The following is a 15,064-nucleotide window of genomic DNA, read 5'->3' as shown; positions in this document are numbered from 1 at the left end:
ATAAAAAAACCCGCCCCCATATCCTTACTTAGGGACGAGTTTACCCGCGGTACCACCCTACTTACTAAAAGTTAGCCTCTCAAAAAGATAACGGATAAACCGAGAACCTCTACTAAATGTTCAAGATTCTAGCTCCAGGACTGCTTCAATATAATTACCTAAATGCCTTCCAGCCAAGGGCATTCTCTCTGTAAAGTTCATAATATCTACTATTTCCTTTCATAGCTATTTTATATTAAAATAATTTTTTATATTCCATTTCTGAACTATCTATAGTTAGGATTATAATTTATTAGCCGTATTTTGTCAATATAGGTTATATACGTGAGATTTTATCAACTAAAAAGCCTAATATAATTTTTAAAACTATAGTCAGTGGAATAGCAAAAATCATCCCGGAAATGCCAAAATAACTTCCGCCAATTAATAGAGCAAGCATTACACCTACTGGATGAACTCCAACCCTTTCCCCAACAATTTTTGGCGCTATTACATTACTTTCTAATTGCTGAATAATAATGAATGAAACTATGACCCATAATGCTTTTGAAGGCCCCTTTAATAGTGCAAAGATAATTGCAGGAAAAATACCTATTATGGGACCGAAATAAGGAATTATATCCGCTATCCCAGCAATTAGACCAATAATTATTGCAAAATCCACTCCTATAATCAATAACATAATTGTAGTAGAAATACCTACAAAAGAACAAACTAACAACTGTCCCCTAATAAATCTTCCTAAGATCCTATCTACCTCTCTTCCAATTTGTAAAACTTCATTTCTCTGATTTTTAGGTATTAAGAGAATGACTTTTTTCTTAAAATAGTCTTTGTCTTTTAGAAAATAAAAAGTCAAAATAGGTACTATTATAAAGCTGGCCATCTTTGAAAAAATTCCTATTATAGAATTAGTTATGTTTTTTATGTAGTTCAAAAGTAAAGTTTGAATATCCATAAGGCTATCTAGAAAAAATCCCTTTATTGCATGAAATTCTGGAGGTAATCTATCTATGTGCTTAGAGTACCTAATAAAAACCTTATTGAAATAATCATATACTCTATTGAAATAGCTAGGTAACAATATTATAAGATTTTCAAATTCACTAGATAACTTAGGTACAATTGATGTTATGACTAGAATTATTAAAATAATTGAAAGCACATATATAAGCAATATGCTATAAGATCTTTTAAGCCCCTTTTTTTCTATGAAATTGACTAAAGGATTTAGCAAATAAGATAGTACAATGGAGTAAAATATTAGTAGCAATATAGATACTATTTTGCTAGGCCCTTTTAATAGATTATAAGTAACTACTATAAGAATAATTATTGATATAGCAAGAGCTATTTTTTTACGCGAAAACTGAAGCTTACTCTCTGCTTTTATATATTTATTCCCAATATTTGTTAAAAAATATATACATAGTCCAAGTAGTATAGTCAGAAATGTACTCTGGAGATAATGACTTAGTTTTAGAAAATTATCCATTATATGGGTCTCCTTGCTGAAATTAAAGGCAGCTAAGCTGCCTATTAAAATAAACCTATATTGCTAACTACAGTTGATGCTATTCTTTTTCCAACCCTCATCATTTTTCTTCTACGTCTTGGGCTCATCCTTGTCATTGCGAGCATCCCAGCTGTTGCACCTATTAAACTCCCTGTCACTATTCCAGATACAAATCTACCCTTCATATTTTCACCTCATTTAATATATTTCTTTATACATAGTTTGATACAAATCTCTAAAGTAATTCTAGTAGTTTTTTGTAATCCTCCTTATATATGTCAAAAAGACTTTTGGCTTCGTTGCTAATAATAATAGAATTTTCTCCGAAAATAGTTTCTGTAGTATAGGGTAATACATTTCTTCCTTCCTTTAAATCTTGAATTAATCCATCTGTAAGTATAAAACCTACTATTCTCCCACTTTCGACATCAATTATTATATCTTTTACATGACCAAGACTTTCTCCACCTTCAGTCAGTATTTCTTCTTCTATTATTTTTTTTTCGTTAATCAAATTATCTATCTCTGGAAAATGGCTTGATTTTTCAACTAAATTTTCATTTTCTATGATTAAAGCATCCTTTCCTATTGAGTCAATATTAATAAATCTGATTATCTTAGCATCCCTAAAAATATTTCCTTCATTTATTAAAAAGGCTACTACTTTGAATTTCTTCTTTGAATATATTATCTCTCTTATAGATGCAACTTTTTTACCTGTTTCTTTACTTATTACTGGGAGTCCAATTAATTCACTCTCTTTCCTCAATTGTATTACTCCTTTTTAAAATTCTATGTAATTATTATTCCACATTAATAAATTATTATTATTCCATTCACCTCTCATAGAAATAAAAGTTTCTATCTAAATGTTATAAACTAAGAATACTTTTATTGAAACTCATTAACGAAAAGTCCCCTTATGTAAGAGTATCAATATAAAACTTTTATATTGATTATAAAAAAAACTACTGAATTACAGTAGTTTTTCTCATTTTATTCATTATCTTGATCATGTTCATGGTCATGAACATCCTCATCTGGATTAAAATCTTCTAATCCCTCTATAACAACATTATTCTTCTTTGAATAATCAAATAAAGCTGATTTTATAGCCTGCTCAGCTAATACTGAACAATGCATTTTAACTGGTGGCAACCCATCTAATGCTTCAGCCACAGCTTTATTAGTAAGTTGCATTGCTTCTTTAATGGTTTTCCCCTTTATTAATTCTGTAGCCATACTTGAAGAAGCTATTGCAGAGCCACATCCAAAAGTCTTAAATTTTACATCTACAATAGTGTCATTCTCAATTTTTAAATACATTTTCATTATATCGCCACATTTAGGATTTCCAACTTGACCAATTCCATCAGCATTTTCAATTTCTCCAACATTTCTCGGGTTCATAAAATGCTCCATTACCTTTTCTGAGTACATAATTTTACCCCCTCATCTTTTCTTTACATTTTCGTATAGTGGTGACATTTGTCTTAATCTATCAACTATCTTAACTAAGTTTTCTACCACATAATCTATTTCTTCCTCTGTATTAAAATCTCCTAATGTAAGTCTTAAAGATCCATGTGCAATTTCATGAGGGAGACCTATCGCCAACAAAACATGGGAAGGATCTAAAGAGCCTGACGTACATGCTGAACCACTAGATGCTGAAATTCCAACCATATCTAAACTAAGTAATAAGGATTCACCCTCAATAAATTCAAAGGAAAAATTAACATTACCAGGTAGTCTGTGTTCAGGATGACCATTCAACCTAACATAATCTATTTTTTCATAGATATCTCTAATTAATTTATCTCTTAATCTAATCAGATTTCTATTATGCTCATCTATAGTTTCATAAGCCAATTCTACAGCCTTACCAAATCCCACAATAGCAGGTACATTTTCTGTGCCTGCTCTTCTGTTCTTTTCTTGGGCACCTCCATGTATATGAGGATGTATCTTCACTCCCTGTTTAATATAAAGGGCACCTATACCTTTTGGCCCATATAGTTTATGAGCAGACATAGATAACAAATCAATATTTAAATCATTTACATCTAATTTTATGTTTCCAATTGCCTGTACAGCATCAGTATGAAAATATATTTTATTCTCTCTAGCTATATTTCCAATTTCTTTAATTGGTTGTATAGTTCCAATTTCATTATTTGCAAACATTATTGTAATTAGTATAGTTTTATCAGTAATTGAGTTTTTTAATTGTTCAATATTGACTATTCCATTCTCATCTACATCTAAATAAGTAACTTGAAAACCATTCTTTTCTAAGTATTGACATGTATGAAGCACCCCATGATGCTCAATTTTTGAAGTAATAATATGATTCCCTTTATTTTTATTTGCATATGCAATACCTTTTATTGCCCAATTGTCAGCCTCAGAACCTCCACCAGTAAAAAAAATCTCCCTAGAATTAGCCCCTATAGCTTTAGCAATTTTTTCTCTAGCTTCGTCTATAGCAGCTCTAGTAACTTGCCCTAATCTATAGATACTCGAGGGATTTCCATATTTTTCAGTAAAGTAGGGAATCATAACTTCAAGTACTTCTCGTTTAACAGGGGTAGTAGCCGCATTATCCAGATAAACTTGTTTTACCATCTTTCATCCTCCCAATAAGATGCACATATTTAGAAAAACTCTAAATATAATACATGTATCCTTTCTTTCCATTAGTTCTTATAAAATCATCAACCATATCTTGTAATGTAATAGAATCAATTACATCATTAATACTATTTCTAATTTTTATCCAAACATTCTTAGTGACACAATAATCTTCTTTAATACATTTTCCAGTATTTTCGTCACGTACACATTCCGAAGGCGCAATATCACCTTCTAATGCTCTTATAACATCTCCTACTGTAATATTCTTAGGGTTATCACTAAGCAAATAACCACCTTGAGCCCCCCTCACACTAGTAGCTAAGCCATTCTTTCTTAGCACTGCAATTAATTGCTCTAAGTAATGCTCAGATATATCTTGACTTTCAGCTATATTTCTTAGTGCCACAGGACCTTCTCCATAATGAAGAGCTAACTCAAACATGGCCTTAAGCCCATATCTGCCCTTAGTCGAAAGCTTCATTAAATCACCTCTTTACAAATCCAAGTATATTACTAGGCTTTCATTTTTAGTATATTATACCCTAGTATTTCTGTCAACATTCATTATGTTATTATTTTTTAATATTAAAGTAATTCAATCTATGCTTTTATGGGAAATCATGACTAAGGTAAAATACAAAAAAATAAAGGCTACTAAATTATTAGCAGCCTAAGAGGAGCAAAAGCTCCTCTTTGTTACACCTCTGGGAATAAATCTTCAAATTGTGGAGGGAAGAAATCTGGGAATGGTTCATATTCAAAATTATCGCATATACCAGTTGGACTAAAATCTTCACACTCAGGTGGTTCTGGACAGAATCCAAATGCTGGAATAAGTAATTGTACTCTACCTACTACTTTTACAATTATGAATACTCCAACAGCAAATGATAGTGTGCAACCACTTTGAGTTGGTTCTCCTAATCTTCTTGAAGCTGTCTCCACTACAATTCTAAAATCAAATTCATCTCTTGCATCTGGAATAAATAAAATTATGTCTTTAAATATGTCTGGTAAAAATCCGTTTATAATGCTTCCATCAGTTGTTATTATCTCAAATGGCACTCTTAGAGTAAATCTTACTCTTCTGAAATTTGGTCTGTTTTGTATATCTGTTACAACCAAGGTATTTTCTACAATAAAACCTGGCCTAAATCTAATGTTTGCAAATTTCTTTTCATCCAAATCAACGTCAATTCTTGGAAAGCATTCTCTTTGTTGACAGTGAGCATATACCTTATCAGTAATAATACATACTGTTTCAGTAATATAACTTAGATCATCTGGCACAAATGGGTCGCCAGGACTTGGATCGAATCCGTTTACCATAGTTTTCACTCCTTTACCCAAATATAATTTAATAAAATCATCTTTACTTTCATATTATGAATTATAGGTAGAATTGTGATTGTTTTTTAATATGTTTAAAGGGGTGTTGTAATGAGTATTTTTAATATGGATAATTACATAATAAAGAATTCAACTGGAGAAATCCTTAAATTTTATTTAGACAAAAATAATAGAATCAACTACAACATATATAATAGTAATTTTATGCTAATTGATCAGTTTCTTTTTTCAGACGATATTGTCAGTGACTTTTCCTTAGACATAGACAATAAAGATAGAGTACATTTGATTTATACTACTAAAGAAGGTACTTTATACTATAGCTTGTACTCAAATAGTAAGTGGGCTAAGAAAACTTTAACTAAATTTGATACTAGGTCAAATTCCTATAGCAACTTAAAAATGAAAATTAATAAAGGAAACGTCCACATACTATATTCCTTTTCAAATCTTATTAATCCAAACGTATGGACCATACAACATCTTATCGGACATAAAGGCGACTGGGAAAAGATAAATGTAATAAGCTTTACATCTGGTAAACATACACCAACCTTTTCCTTCGATTTCGATAAGTTTGACAATATACACATGATTTATAATTCAGTCACAGAAAATATAGGCAATATTTACTATACATTTTTTAATAACGCTGCAAGAATATGGAATCATGTGCCTAAACTTCTATCTGAGCACCAAAACAACAGCAGCAATCCACACTTGTTAGTTGATAAAATTGACAATATTCACGCTTTATGGATAATCAATAAAAATAATAGCTTTGAACTAAAATATAAACATCTAAATCAAATAGGAAGCAGTAAAAATATATGGAAAGAGGAAGTTCTCCCTCTTTCCATCCAAGAACATATATATCCTATAATTTATGAAGAAAAAGATTGCCTTAAAATATATATAACAAATAAAAAAAAGATTTTGTCTTTAGTATCTAACGATTATGGTTCTAGTTGGAATATAGATGATACCATATCTATACCTTCAGAAATTAAAATTCAAAATGCAAAGTACCTGACTAACTTTCCTGTTGAAAAAAATACTCAGAAGACATTCCAAGTTTTATATTATTTTAATGACAATCAGATATTGCTTAAACAAGACTTACTTGATTATATATATAGATACTCTAGCCTGAACTCAGATGTTAATAATAGTGTTCCCTCTGAAACTAGTAATTCAATAGACACATCAGAGAAAATAGATGTCGATAGTTATACTCAAATTACAAAAGAAGAGGAGTTCGAGCAGATAAAAAAGTATTTTGATGATTTAATCAGTAGAAGTGCTTTAGTAGATGCTCTATCAAATATATCAAACAATATTAAGAATATAGAAAATATAAATAAGAATTTTGCGTCTCATTTTAAAGATATGGACAATACTATCCTTGCCCTTAAGGAATCTATTGATGTCAACAATCAATGCCTTATCGAAATGCAAGAAAAGTTTGAAGAATTAAACAGTAAAACCTTAAGAAAAGGTTTCTTCTCAAGGTTTTTTAAACGTGACTAAGTACTTTTGTTTAGACTTATAGGTTCATAAATTTTGGTACCATTTCTTTTGTCTACATAGTATATACCAAATATCTCTTGATCAAAATCAGGGGAGAACCTTTTGAAATAATTCAAATCATTTAGTTTTGAAAATTTAATTGAATAACTACATCCTCCTCTTAGTTGACATGGAGTAGATATTAACTGAAACATACTATAGCCGCCCTTTTCTAATTTATAATACAGTTGAACAGCATAGTTTCTCGACTTGAAAACAGCAATATAATATTTACCTCTACTAATTGACTTAATGTTCATACTCTCACTTCCTTTAAGTTATATGATATAAATATGTGTTTTGTGGTCAATTTTGTTACTATTTTTTAATGGAGAAGTGTTATGCGAGAAAAAATATTTAAAAATTTAAGTCCTCAAAATATGAATAAAAAAAATAAAAGTAAATATGAAATTAGGTTGAAGCTAAAAAATAAACAGCATATAGCACATGTTAGTAGGGGAGATGACATAAGAGTATCTATAATAACCTGTACTAACAGACCTAGATATTTAGATAATGTATTTGAAAACTACAATAGACAATCATATAAAGATAAAGAACTAATAATTATACTAAATAACAATAAAATGAACCTAAAAGATCTGAAATTGAAAGCAAAGGAATTCCCCAATGTTTCTATATTTCAAATTGACGAAAAAAAATCTCTTGGATATTGCTTAAATTTTGGAGTCAATAAGGCTAATTATGGTATTATAGCAAAAATGGATGATGATGATTATTATGGACCAAATTATCTCTTTCAAGCTGTTAGTGCCCTAAGATATGCTGATGTAGTAGGAAAATACTGCACCTATGTGTATTTTGAAGATAGCAAAACTTTAGCAATTAGAAATCCAAAAAGAGAAAATAGATATGTATATAGATTAGAAGGACCAACTTTAGTTTTTAGAAAGGAAGTATTTAATAAGATAAAATTTCATGATAAATCATTAGGGGAAGATATTCAATTTTGCAAGGATTGTTTAAAAAATGGAATAAGGCTATATGCAACCGATAAATACAACTTTGTATATATTAGACATGGCTCAAAAGATAAACATGCTTGGAATATTAGAGATGAGTTATATAAGAAGTTGTGTATAATTATTGGTGAAGTAGAAGACTATATAGGTTTTATAGAAAACTCTAAGAACAGAAACAGCCATCAAAGATAATTAATAATTGGCTGTTTTTGTTTTACTTCAAAATTGCAACATATATAGTGTCATAGCATAGTATTAAAATAAGACTCTATCACTCAAAAATATAGTTAAAAACATATTTACTGAACTGCTTTATTGATTGTGAGGTGATTGCATGAATATCTATACTGAGAATATGGCCAATCAAGCAACTCTAAATAATCCAGTTAATAAAAAATTAAATAGATCAAGCATTTATAAAAGAAAAAGTAGAATAAAGTTCGGGGTTTCAATAATCACTGTTACAAACAGAGTCAATCATATTAAACATGTTTTTGACAATTATAATCGACAAAATATTAAAAACAAAGAATTAATAATTATACTTAATAATAACTCTATGAATTTAAATCAATGGAAGTCAATCTCAAAAAGTTATCCAAATGTAAAAGTATTAAGAAAGGATGAATCAGTAACCTTTGCTGAATGTAAGAACTTTGCTGTAACATTGGCACAATTCTCATATATAGCTCATTTTGATGATGATGATTATTATGGAGAAAACTTTCTTAAAGATATACTCTACACTTTTAATAAAGTAGAAGCAGATATTATTGGAAAAAAATCAGCATTTGTTTACTTCTGTAACAGTAAGATATTGGCCATAAGATTCCCCAGATATGAAAATACTTATGTCAAATTTGTTATGGATTCCAGTATGGTAATAAAAAAAAGTGTTTTTGATAAAGTAAAATTTCCAACAATGAAATCTGGTGCTGACTTCTCCTTTCAAAAAGAATGCTTAAAAAATGGTTTTAAAATATTTTCTGCAGATAGATATAATTATGCCTTCATAAGACATAAAAATATTGCTAGTCATTCATGGAAAATAACAGAAGACGAATTGCTTAAAGAGTGTTCAATAGTTTGTAAAACGGATGATTTCATTAAATATATTTTAAAATAATTTTCATAGTAAATATACAAGCCTAACAACTTAACTGTCTAAATTGTTAGGCTTATTGACATAAACTAACTATTTAAACTTTTCTAAATACCCATCAATAGTTTTTCTAATGCCTGTTTTAAAGTCACAGATTGGAGTGTAATTCAAAAATTTCTTTGCCTTTTCTATGTTTGCAAAGCTATGCATTACATCCCCAGCTCGCCAATCCTTGAAAACTGGTGATACCTTAACTCCTATTATATTACAAATTTCGTTTAATAAATCTAATATTGACACTCTATTTCCAGTAGCAATATTAAATACATTTCCAGTAGCCTCATCACTAGCCAAACATGCTTTGAGATTTGCTTCAACTACATTTTCTACAAAAGTAAAATCTCTAGTCTGTGTCCCATCTCCCCAGATAATAGGTCTTTCTCCTAACATAATTTTTTTGATAAAGTTTGGAATAACAGCTGCATACTGAGAATTAGCATCCTGATTTTTACCGAAAACATTAAAATATCTTAACCCAATAGTTGATAGCTTGAAGTTATTATGAAATATTTTTCCATACATTTCATTTGTTACTTTTGTTATTGCATATGGAGATAATGGACGCCCGACTATTTCCTCTTTTTTAGGAAGATTTTCATCGTCACCATATACTGACGATGATGATGCATATACAAACCTTCTCACATTGTTATCCCTTGAAGCAATAAGCATGTTTAAAGTCCCTGTAATATTTACATCATTAGTAGTTCTTGGATCTGATATTGATCTAGGAACTGAGCCTAATGCAGCATTATGCAATACAAAATCTATATTTCTGCAAGCCTTAATACAATCACCTAAGTTTCTAATGTCACCTTCGATTATTTCAAGCTTTGGACTAGATAGTAGGTGTTCTATATTTTCTATTTTTCCAGTACTAAAGTTGTCTAATACTTTAACTTCTAATCCCATGCGTAATAACTTTTCGACAATGTTTGAGCCTATAAATCCTGCTCCTCCGGTGACTAAAAATCTTGTGCCTTTATCAAATAAACAAATATTATTTTCCATATTTTTATAGCCCCCAGTATATAAAGCCATATTCTTCAATAGTTTTTCGCTCGAATATTCTCTTTATATCTAGTAGAATAGGAGTATAATCAGGAGAAAACCTCTTTTTTAATTCAACTATGTCATATCGAGTAAAATCATCATGTGCCACAGCTATTAATAAAGCATTAATGTTGACTAATTCATCAAAATCACATAATTCAATATCGTATTCCCTCTTTACTCTGTCTCTATCAACTACTGGGTCATAAACTAGTACCTCAATGCCAAAGTCTTTTAGCTTAGATATAATATCCATAACTTTTGTATTTCTTATATCTGAACAGTTTTCCTTAAAAGAAAGCCCCAATACTCCTACTCTAGCACCTTTTACTACTGCTCCTGATTTAATTAAGCTTTTTACAGTATTTTCAACAACATATTCACTCATGTGTTCATTCAGCCTTCTACATGGAAGTATTACCTGTGACATATACCCTTTCTTTTCAGATAAATAAGTTAAATAATAGGGGTCTACACCTATACAATGTCCTCCTACTAAACCTGGTACGAACTTTAAAAAATTCCATTTTGTTGCCGCTGTTTCAATTACTGATTTAGAATCTATGCCTAAATTATTCATCATTATGGATACTTCGTTAATAAAGGCTATATTAACATCCCTTTGTGCATTTTCTATAATCTTGGCTGCTTCAGCTACCTTTATGCTTTCAGCCTTATATACCTCCGACTCCAATATTAAATTATAAATATTAGATATTATCTCAAGTGACTCATCATCCATCGCTGAAACTACCTTCTTAATCGTTTTCAAAGTATGAATTTTATCACCTGGATTAATTCTTTCAGGTGAATACCCTATCTTAAAATCTAATCCACATTTCATTCTTGATTCTTCTTCTAATATAGGAACACAAACTTCTTCTGTAGCACCAGGATATACAGTTGATTCATATACAACTATAGAACCTTCTTTTAGATTTCTTCCTACTATTCTACTTGCATCTACTATATATCTCAAATCTGGTACATTATCATCATTAACAGGTGTAGGAACAGCTATTACATAGAAGTTAGAGTCTTTAATATCATTTTCATCAAAAGTAAACTTAATGTTGGACTTTATTATTTTTTCAGTTTCTATTTCATTTGCTAAATCTACTCCTTTTTTTAACCATTCAATCTTTCTTTCATCTATATCAAAACCAACTACATTAGTCACTTCTGAAAAAGCTAAAGCAAGAGGAAGACCCACATACCCTAACCCAATTACAGATATCGTGGTTTCCTTATTGACTATATTTTCATATAAGCTCTTAAAAGAACTCATTATTTTCCCTCCAAGGTGATTATTTAATAGCATATGCTATTCCTGTAATATATTATGTAACTTGAGAAAATCAGTGCTAACTTTGTACAAAAAAACTTGGATAATTGATAAATTTCAACTATCCAAGTCGAATTATTTTTTTAATGTGCTCTCGAAATTATTATTTATTCATCTTTATACTTTTGTAATTCATGTGATAATTGCACAATCTTCTCCACAGGTAATATTTTAATCATCTCTAAGAATAAAGGGTCTGCAAAATACTCCTTTAACTGTTTTTTGAGACGGTTATATCTTGCTTTTGAAGCTTCTTTCCTATTTTCAAAATACCCTTCAATTTCACAGCTTAGGTGTATGCCATGATGAGGTCTATACTTTCTAGCTTGACCTAACTTTCCAAATCCTATTTCTTTTTCAATAATATAATATAAAAACTTCTCATTGCTTTTTAATTTATTCATTATTCTATATAATTCATCAGAATTATTTAAATAATATTCAATAATTTTGTTCATCTTGCTATAATACTCTTTTACCTTAAAGAAATGCAAGCCAGATAGTCTTTTGGTTCCTGGACGAATTTCATTGCTATAGGGAAGACCAATTCTCTCACAGTGTTTTAAATGGCCGTCTAAAATAGAAGGGGTTTCTCTCACAATTAAAAAATCTACATCCCCTATATATACATTCTCAAATTCTTTAAACTCCTCATAAGGAATCAAAAATCTTAAAACTCTCATAGTAGTGTCAGAAAACCTAAAGTCAGAATAGTAATTTTCTTTAATCTCAAAATTACACGATAACTCCTCTTTTATTAACTCCATACACCTTCTTTCACTTTCAGGTAATGATTCTCTTAGAAAAACCTTAACATAATACTCAGGATAACTTTTTAGAATACTATATATATAAAAAGGAATAAATTTACTATAATCATCATATACAAATACTGCAAAACATAAAGGTTTCATATTACTTAACTCCTTAAATTAATATATAATTAACTTTTTTGAAAGTACTATGATTCAATTAGTATTTTGCTTATGATTTCATCATAATTTCTCATTTCATAATATAGTTTTTTTTCAGTCTCTATTGATTTAATAATCAAATTTTTAATTTTATCTTTGTTTTGATCTCTGCTCATCTTTATATACTTTTCAAACAAATTAATCGCTTCAATGGGATATAAAAAAATGAGTCTTGCTACTAGCCATTCTTCTTTAGTTAAGGGATTACACTGTTGATACCAAGATATGATTTTTTTGATTGTATCTTTATCATATAGATTTGTATAATAAATATGATAGATCAACTTTCTAATATCTAAAACTGGTAGTTCCATAGCCAATGTGTCATAATCAAATATATAAACTCTATTATTAGAACATATTCTTATATTATATCTAGCATAATCTAAATGGCATAATGAACCTTTTTTCTTAGCCTTTTCCACCCATGCTGCATATTTAGATGCTTTTATAGCTAATATAAGTTGCTTGGTTCTTTTCATTAGATAGGGTATTTCTCTCAAAATAATAGTTCTAAATTCAGGGTGTTTTTTTCATTTTTCCCAATTTTATATGCATTGTACAGGATTTTCAGACCATTTGTCATCATACTAGGCCATTTTCCTAGTAAGTCGATAACATCACTTTCAGCTGGGGGTACGAAGCCCTTTGAAGCAATATGAAATCTACCTAACTCATTAACTATAGCTTTTAAATCATCCATGTTATTGTAGCGAGGTGGTCTGCCATTAATCACTTCCATTAGTATATAACAGTCGCCTTTAAAAACAGTATAAGGTTTATTATCAATATTAGTGTAGATTTCCGGAATATTTATGCCATTTTTTCTCAGATGTTCCATCCCAGTCATGATAAATTTTGTCCTTGCTTCATGTCTACAAAACTTCTTAAGAATCAAATTTCTTTTTTCTGTGGCTGCCATCCATATTTCTCTACCCTTATTTCTTTCTAAAGAAATGTCTTGAATTTTGAAATCATATTTTTTTAATATCATACTCTGCAGCTTTTTTTCTTTCTCCACATTAATTTTCTCCTTTATAAGATATTAAAAACTACTTTCTTAGAACTTTTTGATATAATTTGACATATTTTTTAGCTATTTTTTTCCTTGAGTAGTTTGATTCGACGCTCTTTCTATTATAGGAAGCAGCTTGTTCTCTGATATACGGTTTTTTCAGCATTGTCTTCATTGCTTTAATTAGTTGCTCAACATTCTCAGGATTAAAAATAATATTTGAACTCTCTCCAATGATCTCTTTAACACAACCTACATTGCTTGCTATAATGGGTACACCACAAGACATTGCCTCTAAAAGGGTGTTAGGAAAGCTCTCATATCTTGAAGCAAGAATAAAGCAGTCAAATTTCTTATAATATTCGACTAATTCTTCTCTTGGAATTTGCCCGATTACTTTGATTCTTTCTTTAATTTCTTCATCTAATGATTTAATTAAACTATATGCATACTCACGTTCTCTACCAATTAATATTAATTCTACCTTATCATTTTCCGCAGCAATAACTGAAAATGCTTTTATTATATTGTCTACACCCTTTGCATGTCTTATTTTACCTACATAACCAAACACAAAATTTTCCTTAGAATCATCTTCAGTTTTTCTTTTATTAGGTCTAAAGAAGCAAGAGTCAATAGAATTCGGTATTATCTCATATTCCAAACTTTTAAGATTCATATACTTTTTTGCTGCCTTAGCCGTTGCATGACATGACGAAATAACTAAATCACAGTTTTGAAGTGCAGCTTTTTCTAATTCTAGTCTTTGATGATCTACTACAGAAAGAATATTTTTAGCTTTTCTGTAATATTTAGTGAAACTGTGTAGCCGTATTATTGTTATAAATTTATTCTCATTGTAATTGCTTACAGGTTGTTCCTTTATATCCTTCAGGAAGCAATATCCTTGCCCATCTAATTCTGGAAATTGTATAATATCAATTTTTTTTTCATTCAAAATGGAAATTAGCTTTTTTGATACAGCATTACTCCAGTATAATGATTTAAGTGTGGGCCTCTTAAATTTTGCATGTTCTTCTGACTGATAGTACATTGGAAATATCTTATATACATGAACTCCATTTTCAAAATAGCTGGTTTCCTTTATTCTAGTATGAGTAATTACACTAACATCATGGCCAATGCTTGACAACCCATTGGCTAACTCATAATAGACTGTACCAATTCCCCCTCCAGGTGTTCGCCTCTCATCAGTTGGATACTCATAAGTAACTAAAATAATGGAAAGTCTACCTTTTTTAGTTGTCGATTTCTTATTCAAAACATCTGTAATAGACTTATTTACTGGATTTTTTTCTGGTTTACTATTCAAGCATATCCCACCTTGTACAAAATACTAGTATCTATATTTGTCTCATAATAATTATATGTAAATATTCAACAGGTGTTCTAAAGAAAAAAGATATATAACAAAAAAGATTCCACTAGAATAACATAAA

Annotated in this window: 17 protein-coding genes and 1 other annotated feature; of the genes, 3 read left to right on the top strand and 14 right to left on the bottom strand. The window is 29.7% G+C overall.

Features of this window, described 5'->3' with window-relative positions; genetic code table 11:
- Window positions 1–27: 27 nt before the first annotated feature.
- Window positions 28–232: a binding site (T-box leader), on the bottom strand.
- Between the two features lie 84 nt (window positions 233–316).
- The 7 genes from DW1_RS08390 to DW1_RS08365 all read right to left on the bottom strand — a co-directional run bounded on the left by DW1_RS08390 (window position 317) and on the right by DW1_RS08365 (window position 5,482).
- The gene (locus DW1_RS08390; RefSeq protein ID WP_083605595.1) at window positions 317–1,495 is read right to left on the bottom strand and encodes an AI-2E family transporter; all 1,179 of its coding nucleotides are present in this window, start codon (window positions 1,493–1,495) and stop codon (window positions 317–319) included.
- Window positions 1,496–1,539: 44 nt separating this feature from the next.
- The gene (locus DW1_RS15295; RefSeq protein ID WP_143474389.1) at window positions 1,540–1,701 is read right to left on the bottom strand and encodes a YtxH domain-containing protein; all 162 of its coding nucleotides are present in this window, start codon (window positions 1,699–1,701) and stop codon (window positions 1,540–1,542) included.
- A gap of 50 nt (window positions 1,702–1,751) precedes the next feature.
- Window positions 1,752–2,285: a PRC-barrel domain-containing protein gene (locus DW1_RS08385; RefSeq protein WP_074350168.1), complete on the bottom strand. Its 534-nt coding sequence runs from the start codon at window positions 2,283–2,285 to the stop codon at window positions 1,752–1,754.
- 227 nt (window positions 2,286–2,512) lie between these two features.
- On the bottom strand, window positions 2,513–2,959 hold the full coding sequence (gene nifU / locus DW1_RS08380) for a Fe-S cluster assembly scaffold protein NifU (protein ID WP_074350167.1): 447 nt from the start codon (window positions 2,957–2,959) through the stop codon (window positions 2,513–2,515).
- A 9-nt stretch (window positions 2,960–2,968) separates the two neighbouring features.
- Entirely contained in the window at window positions 2,969–4,144 is a 1,176-nt protein-coding gene (gene nifS, locus DW1_RS08375; RefSeq protein WP_074350166.1) for a cysteine desulfurase NifS, read from the bottom strand.
- Window positions 4,145–4,184: 40 nt separating this feature from the next.
- Window positions 4,185–4,634, bottom strand: a complete 450-nt coding sequence (locus tag DW1_RS08370) for an RrF2 family transcriptional regulator (protein WP_074350165.1) — start codon at window positions 4,632–4,634, stop codon at window positions 4,185–4,187.
- 215 nt (window positions 4,635–4,849) lie between these two features.
- On the bottom strand, window positions 4,850–5,482 hold the full coding sequence (locus DW1_RS08365; RefSeq protein WP_074350164.1) for a hypothetical protein: 633 nt from the start codon (window positions 5,480–5,482) through the stop codon (window positions 4,850–4,852).
- A gap of 111 nt (window positions 5,483–5,593) precedes the next feature.
- Here DW1_RS08365 and DW1_RS08360 point away from each other — a divergent pair, with 111 nt between their 5' ends.
- Window positions 5,594–7,033, top strand: a complete 1,440-nt coding sequence (locus DW1_RS08360) for a hypothetical protein (RefSeq protein WP_074350163.1) — start codon at window positions 5,594–5,596, stop codon at window positions 7,031–7,033.
- Here the strand turns inward: DW1_RS08360 and DW1_RS08355 are convergent.
- Window positions 7,030–7,332 carry a putative Se/S carrier protein gene (locus tag DW1_RS08355; RefSeq protein ID WP_074350162.1) on the bottom strand — a complete coding sequence of 101 codons (303 nt, stop codon included), beginning with the start codon at window positions 7,330–7,332 and terminating at the stop codon, window positions 7,030–7,032. The genes DW1_RS08360 and DW1_RS08355 overlap by 4 nt on opposite strands.
- An 81-nt stretch (window positions 7,333–7,413) precedes the next feature.
- Here DW1_RS08355 and DW1_RS08350 point away from each other — a divergent pair, with 81 nt between their 5' ends.
- Together DW1_RS08350 and DW1_RS08345 are read left to right on the top strand one after the other, a co-directional pair.
- On the top strand, window positions 7,414–8,247 hold the full coding sequence (locus DW1_RS08350; protein WP_083605594.1) for a glycosyltransferase family 2 protein: 834 nt from the start codon (window positions 7,414–7,416) through the stop codon (window positions 8,245–8,247).
- A gap of 142 nt (window positions 8,248–8,389) precedes the next feature.
- Entirely contained in the window at window positions 8,390–9,181 is a 792-nt protein-coding gene (locus DW1_RS08345) for a glycosyltransferase family 2 protein (RefSeq protein ID WP_083605593.1), read from the top strand.
- Between the two features lie 69 nt (window positions 9,182–9,250).
- Here the strand turns inward: DW1_RS08345 and DW1_RS08340 are convergent, their stop codons facing one another.
- From DW1_RS08340 to DW1_RS08315, 6 genes are all read right to left on the bottom strand, one after another.
- Complete coding sequence (locus tag DW1_RS08340) at window positions 9,251–10,228, bottom strand: SDR family oxidoreductase (protein ID WP_143474388.1); 978 nt, start codon at window positions 10,226–10,228, stop codon at window positions 9,251–9,253.
- A 4-nt stretch (window positions 10,229–10,232) separates the two neighbouring features.
- Complete coding sequence (locus DW1_RS08335; RefSeq protein WP_074350160.1) at window positions 10,233–11,558, bottom strand: nucleotide sugar dehydrogenase; 1,326 nt, start codon at window positions 11,556–11,558, stop codon at window positions 10,233–10,235.
- 164 nt (window positions 11,559–11,722) lie between these two features.
- Window positions 11,723–12,529: a hypothetical protein gene (locus DW1_RS08330; protein ID WP_074350159.1), complete on the bottom strand. Its 807-nt coding sequence runs from the start codon at window positions 12,527–12,529 to the stop codon at window positions 11,723–11,725.
- 47 nt (window positions 12,530–12,576) lie between these two features.
- Window positions 12,577–13,071 (bottom strand): protein kinase family protein, encoded by a 495-nt coding sequence (locus tag DW1_RS08325; protein WP_074350158.1) that lies wholly within the window; start codon window positions 13,069–13,071, stop codon window positions 12,577–12,579.
- Between the two features lie 17 nt (window positions 13,072–13,088).
- On the bottom strand, window positions 13,089–13,610 hold the full coding sequence (locus DW1_RS08320; protein ID WP_074350157.1) for a protein kinase family protein: 522 nt from the start codon (window positions 13,608–13,610) through the stop codon (window positions 13,089–13,091).
- Between the two features lie 31 nt (window positions 13,611–13,641).
- Window positions 13,642–14,937, bottom strand: coding sequence for a glycosyltransferase family 4 protein (locus DW1_RS08315; RefSeq protein ID WP_074350156.1), 1,296 nt, complete (start codon window positions 14,935–14,937; stop codon window positions 13,642–13,644).
- Window positions 14,938–15,064 lie beyond the last annotated feature (127 nt).

It is taken from the genome of Proteiniborus sp. DW1, assembly GCF_900095305.1.
In the GTDB taxonomy this organism is placed as follows: Bacteria; Bacillota; Clostridia; order Tissierellales; family Proteiniboraceae; genus Proteiniborus.
The sequence above is the reverse complement of the archived record's forward strand: the minus strand, read 5'-3'. Positions and strand labels throughout refer to the sequence as shown.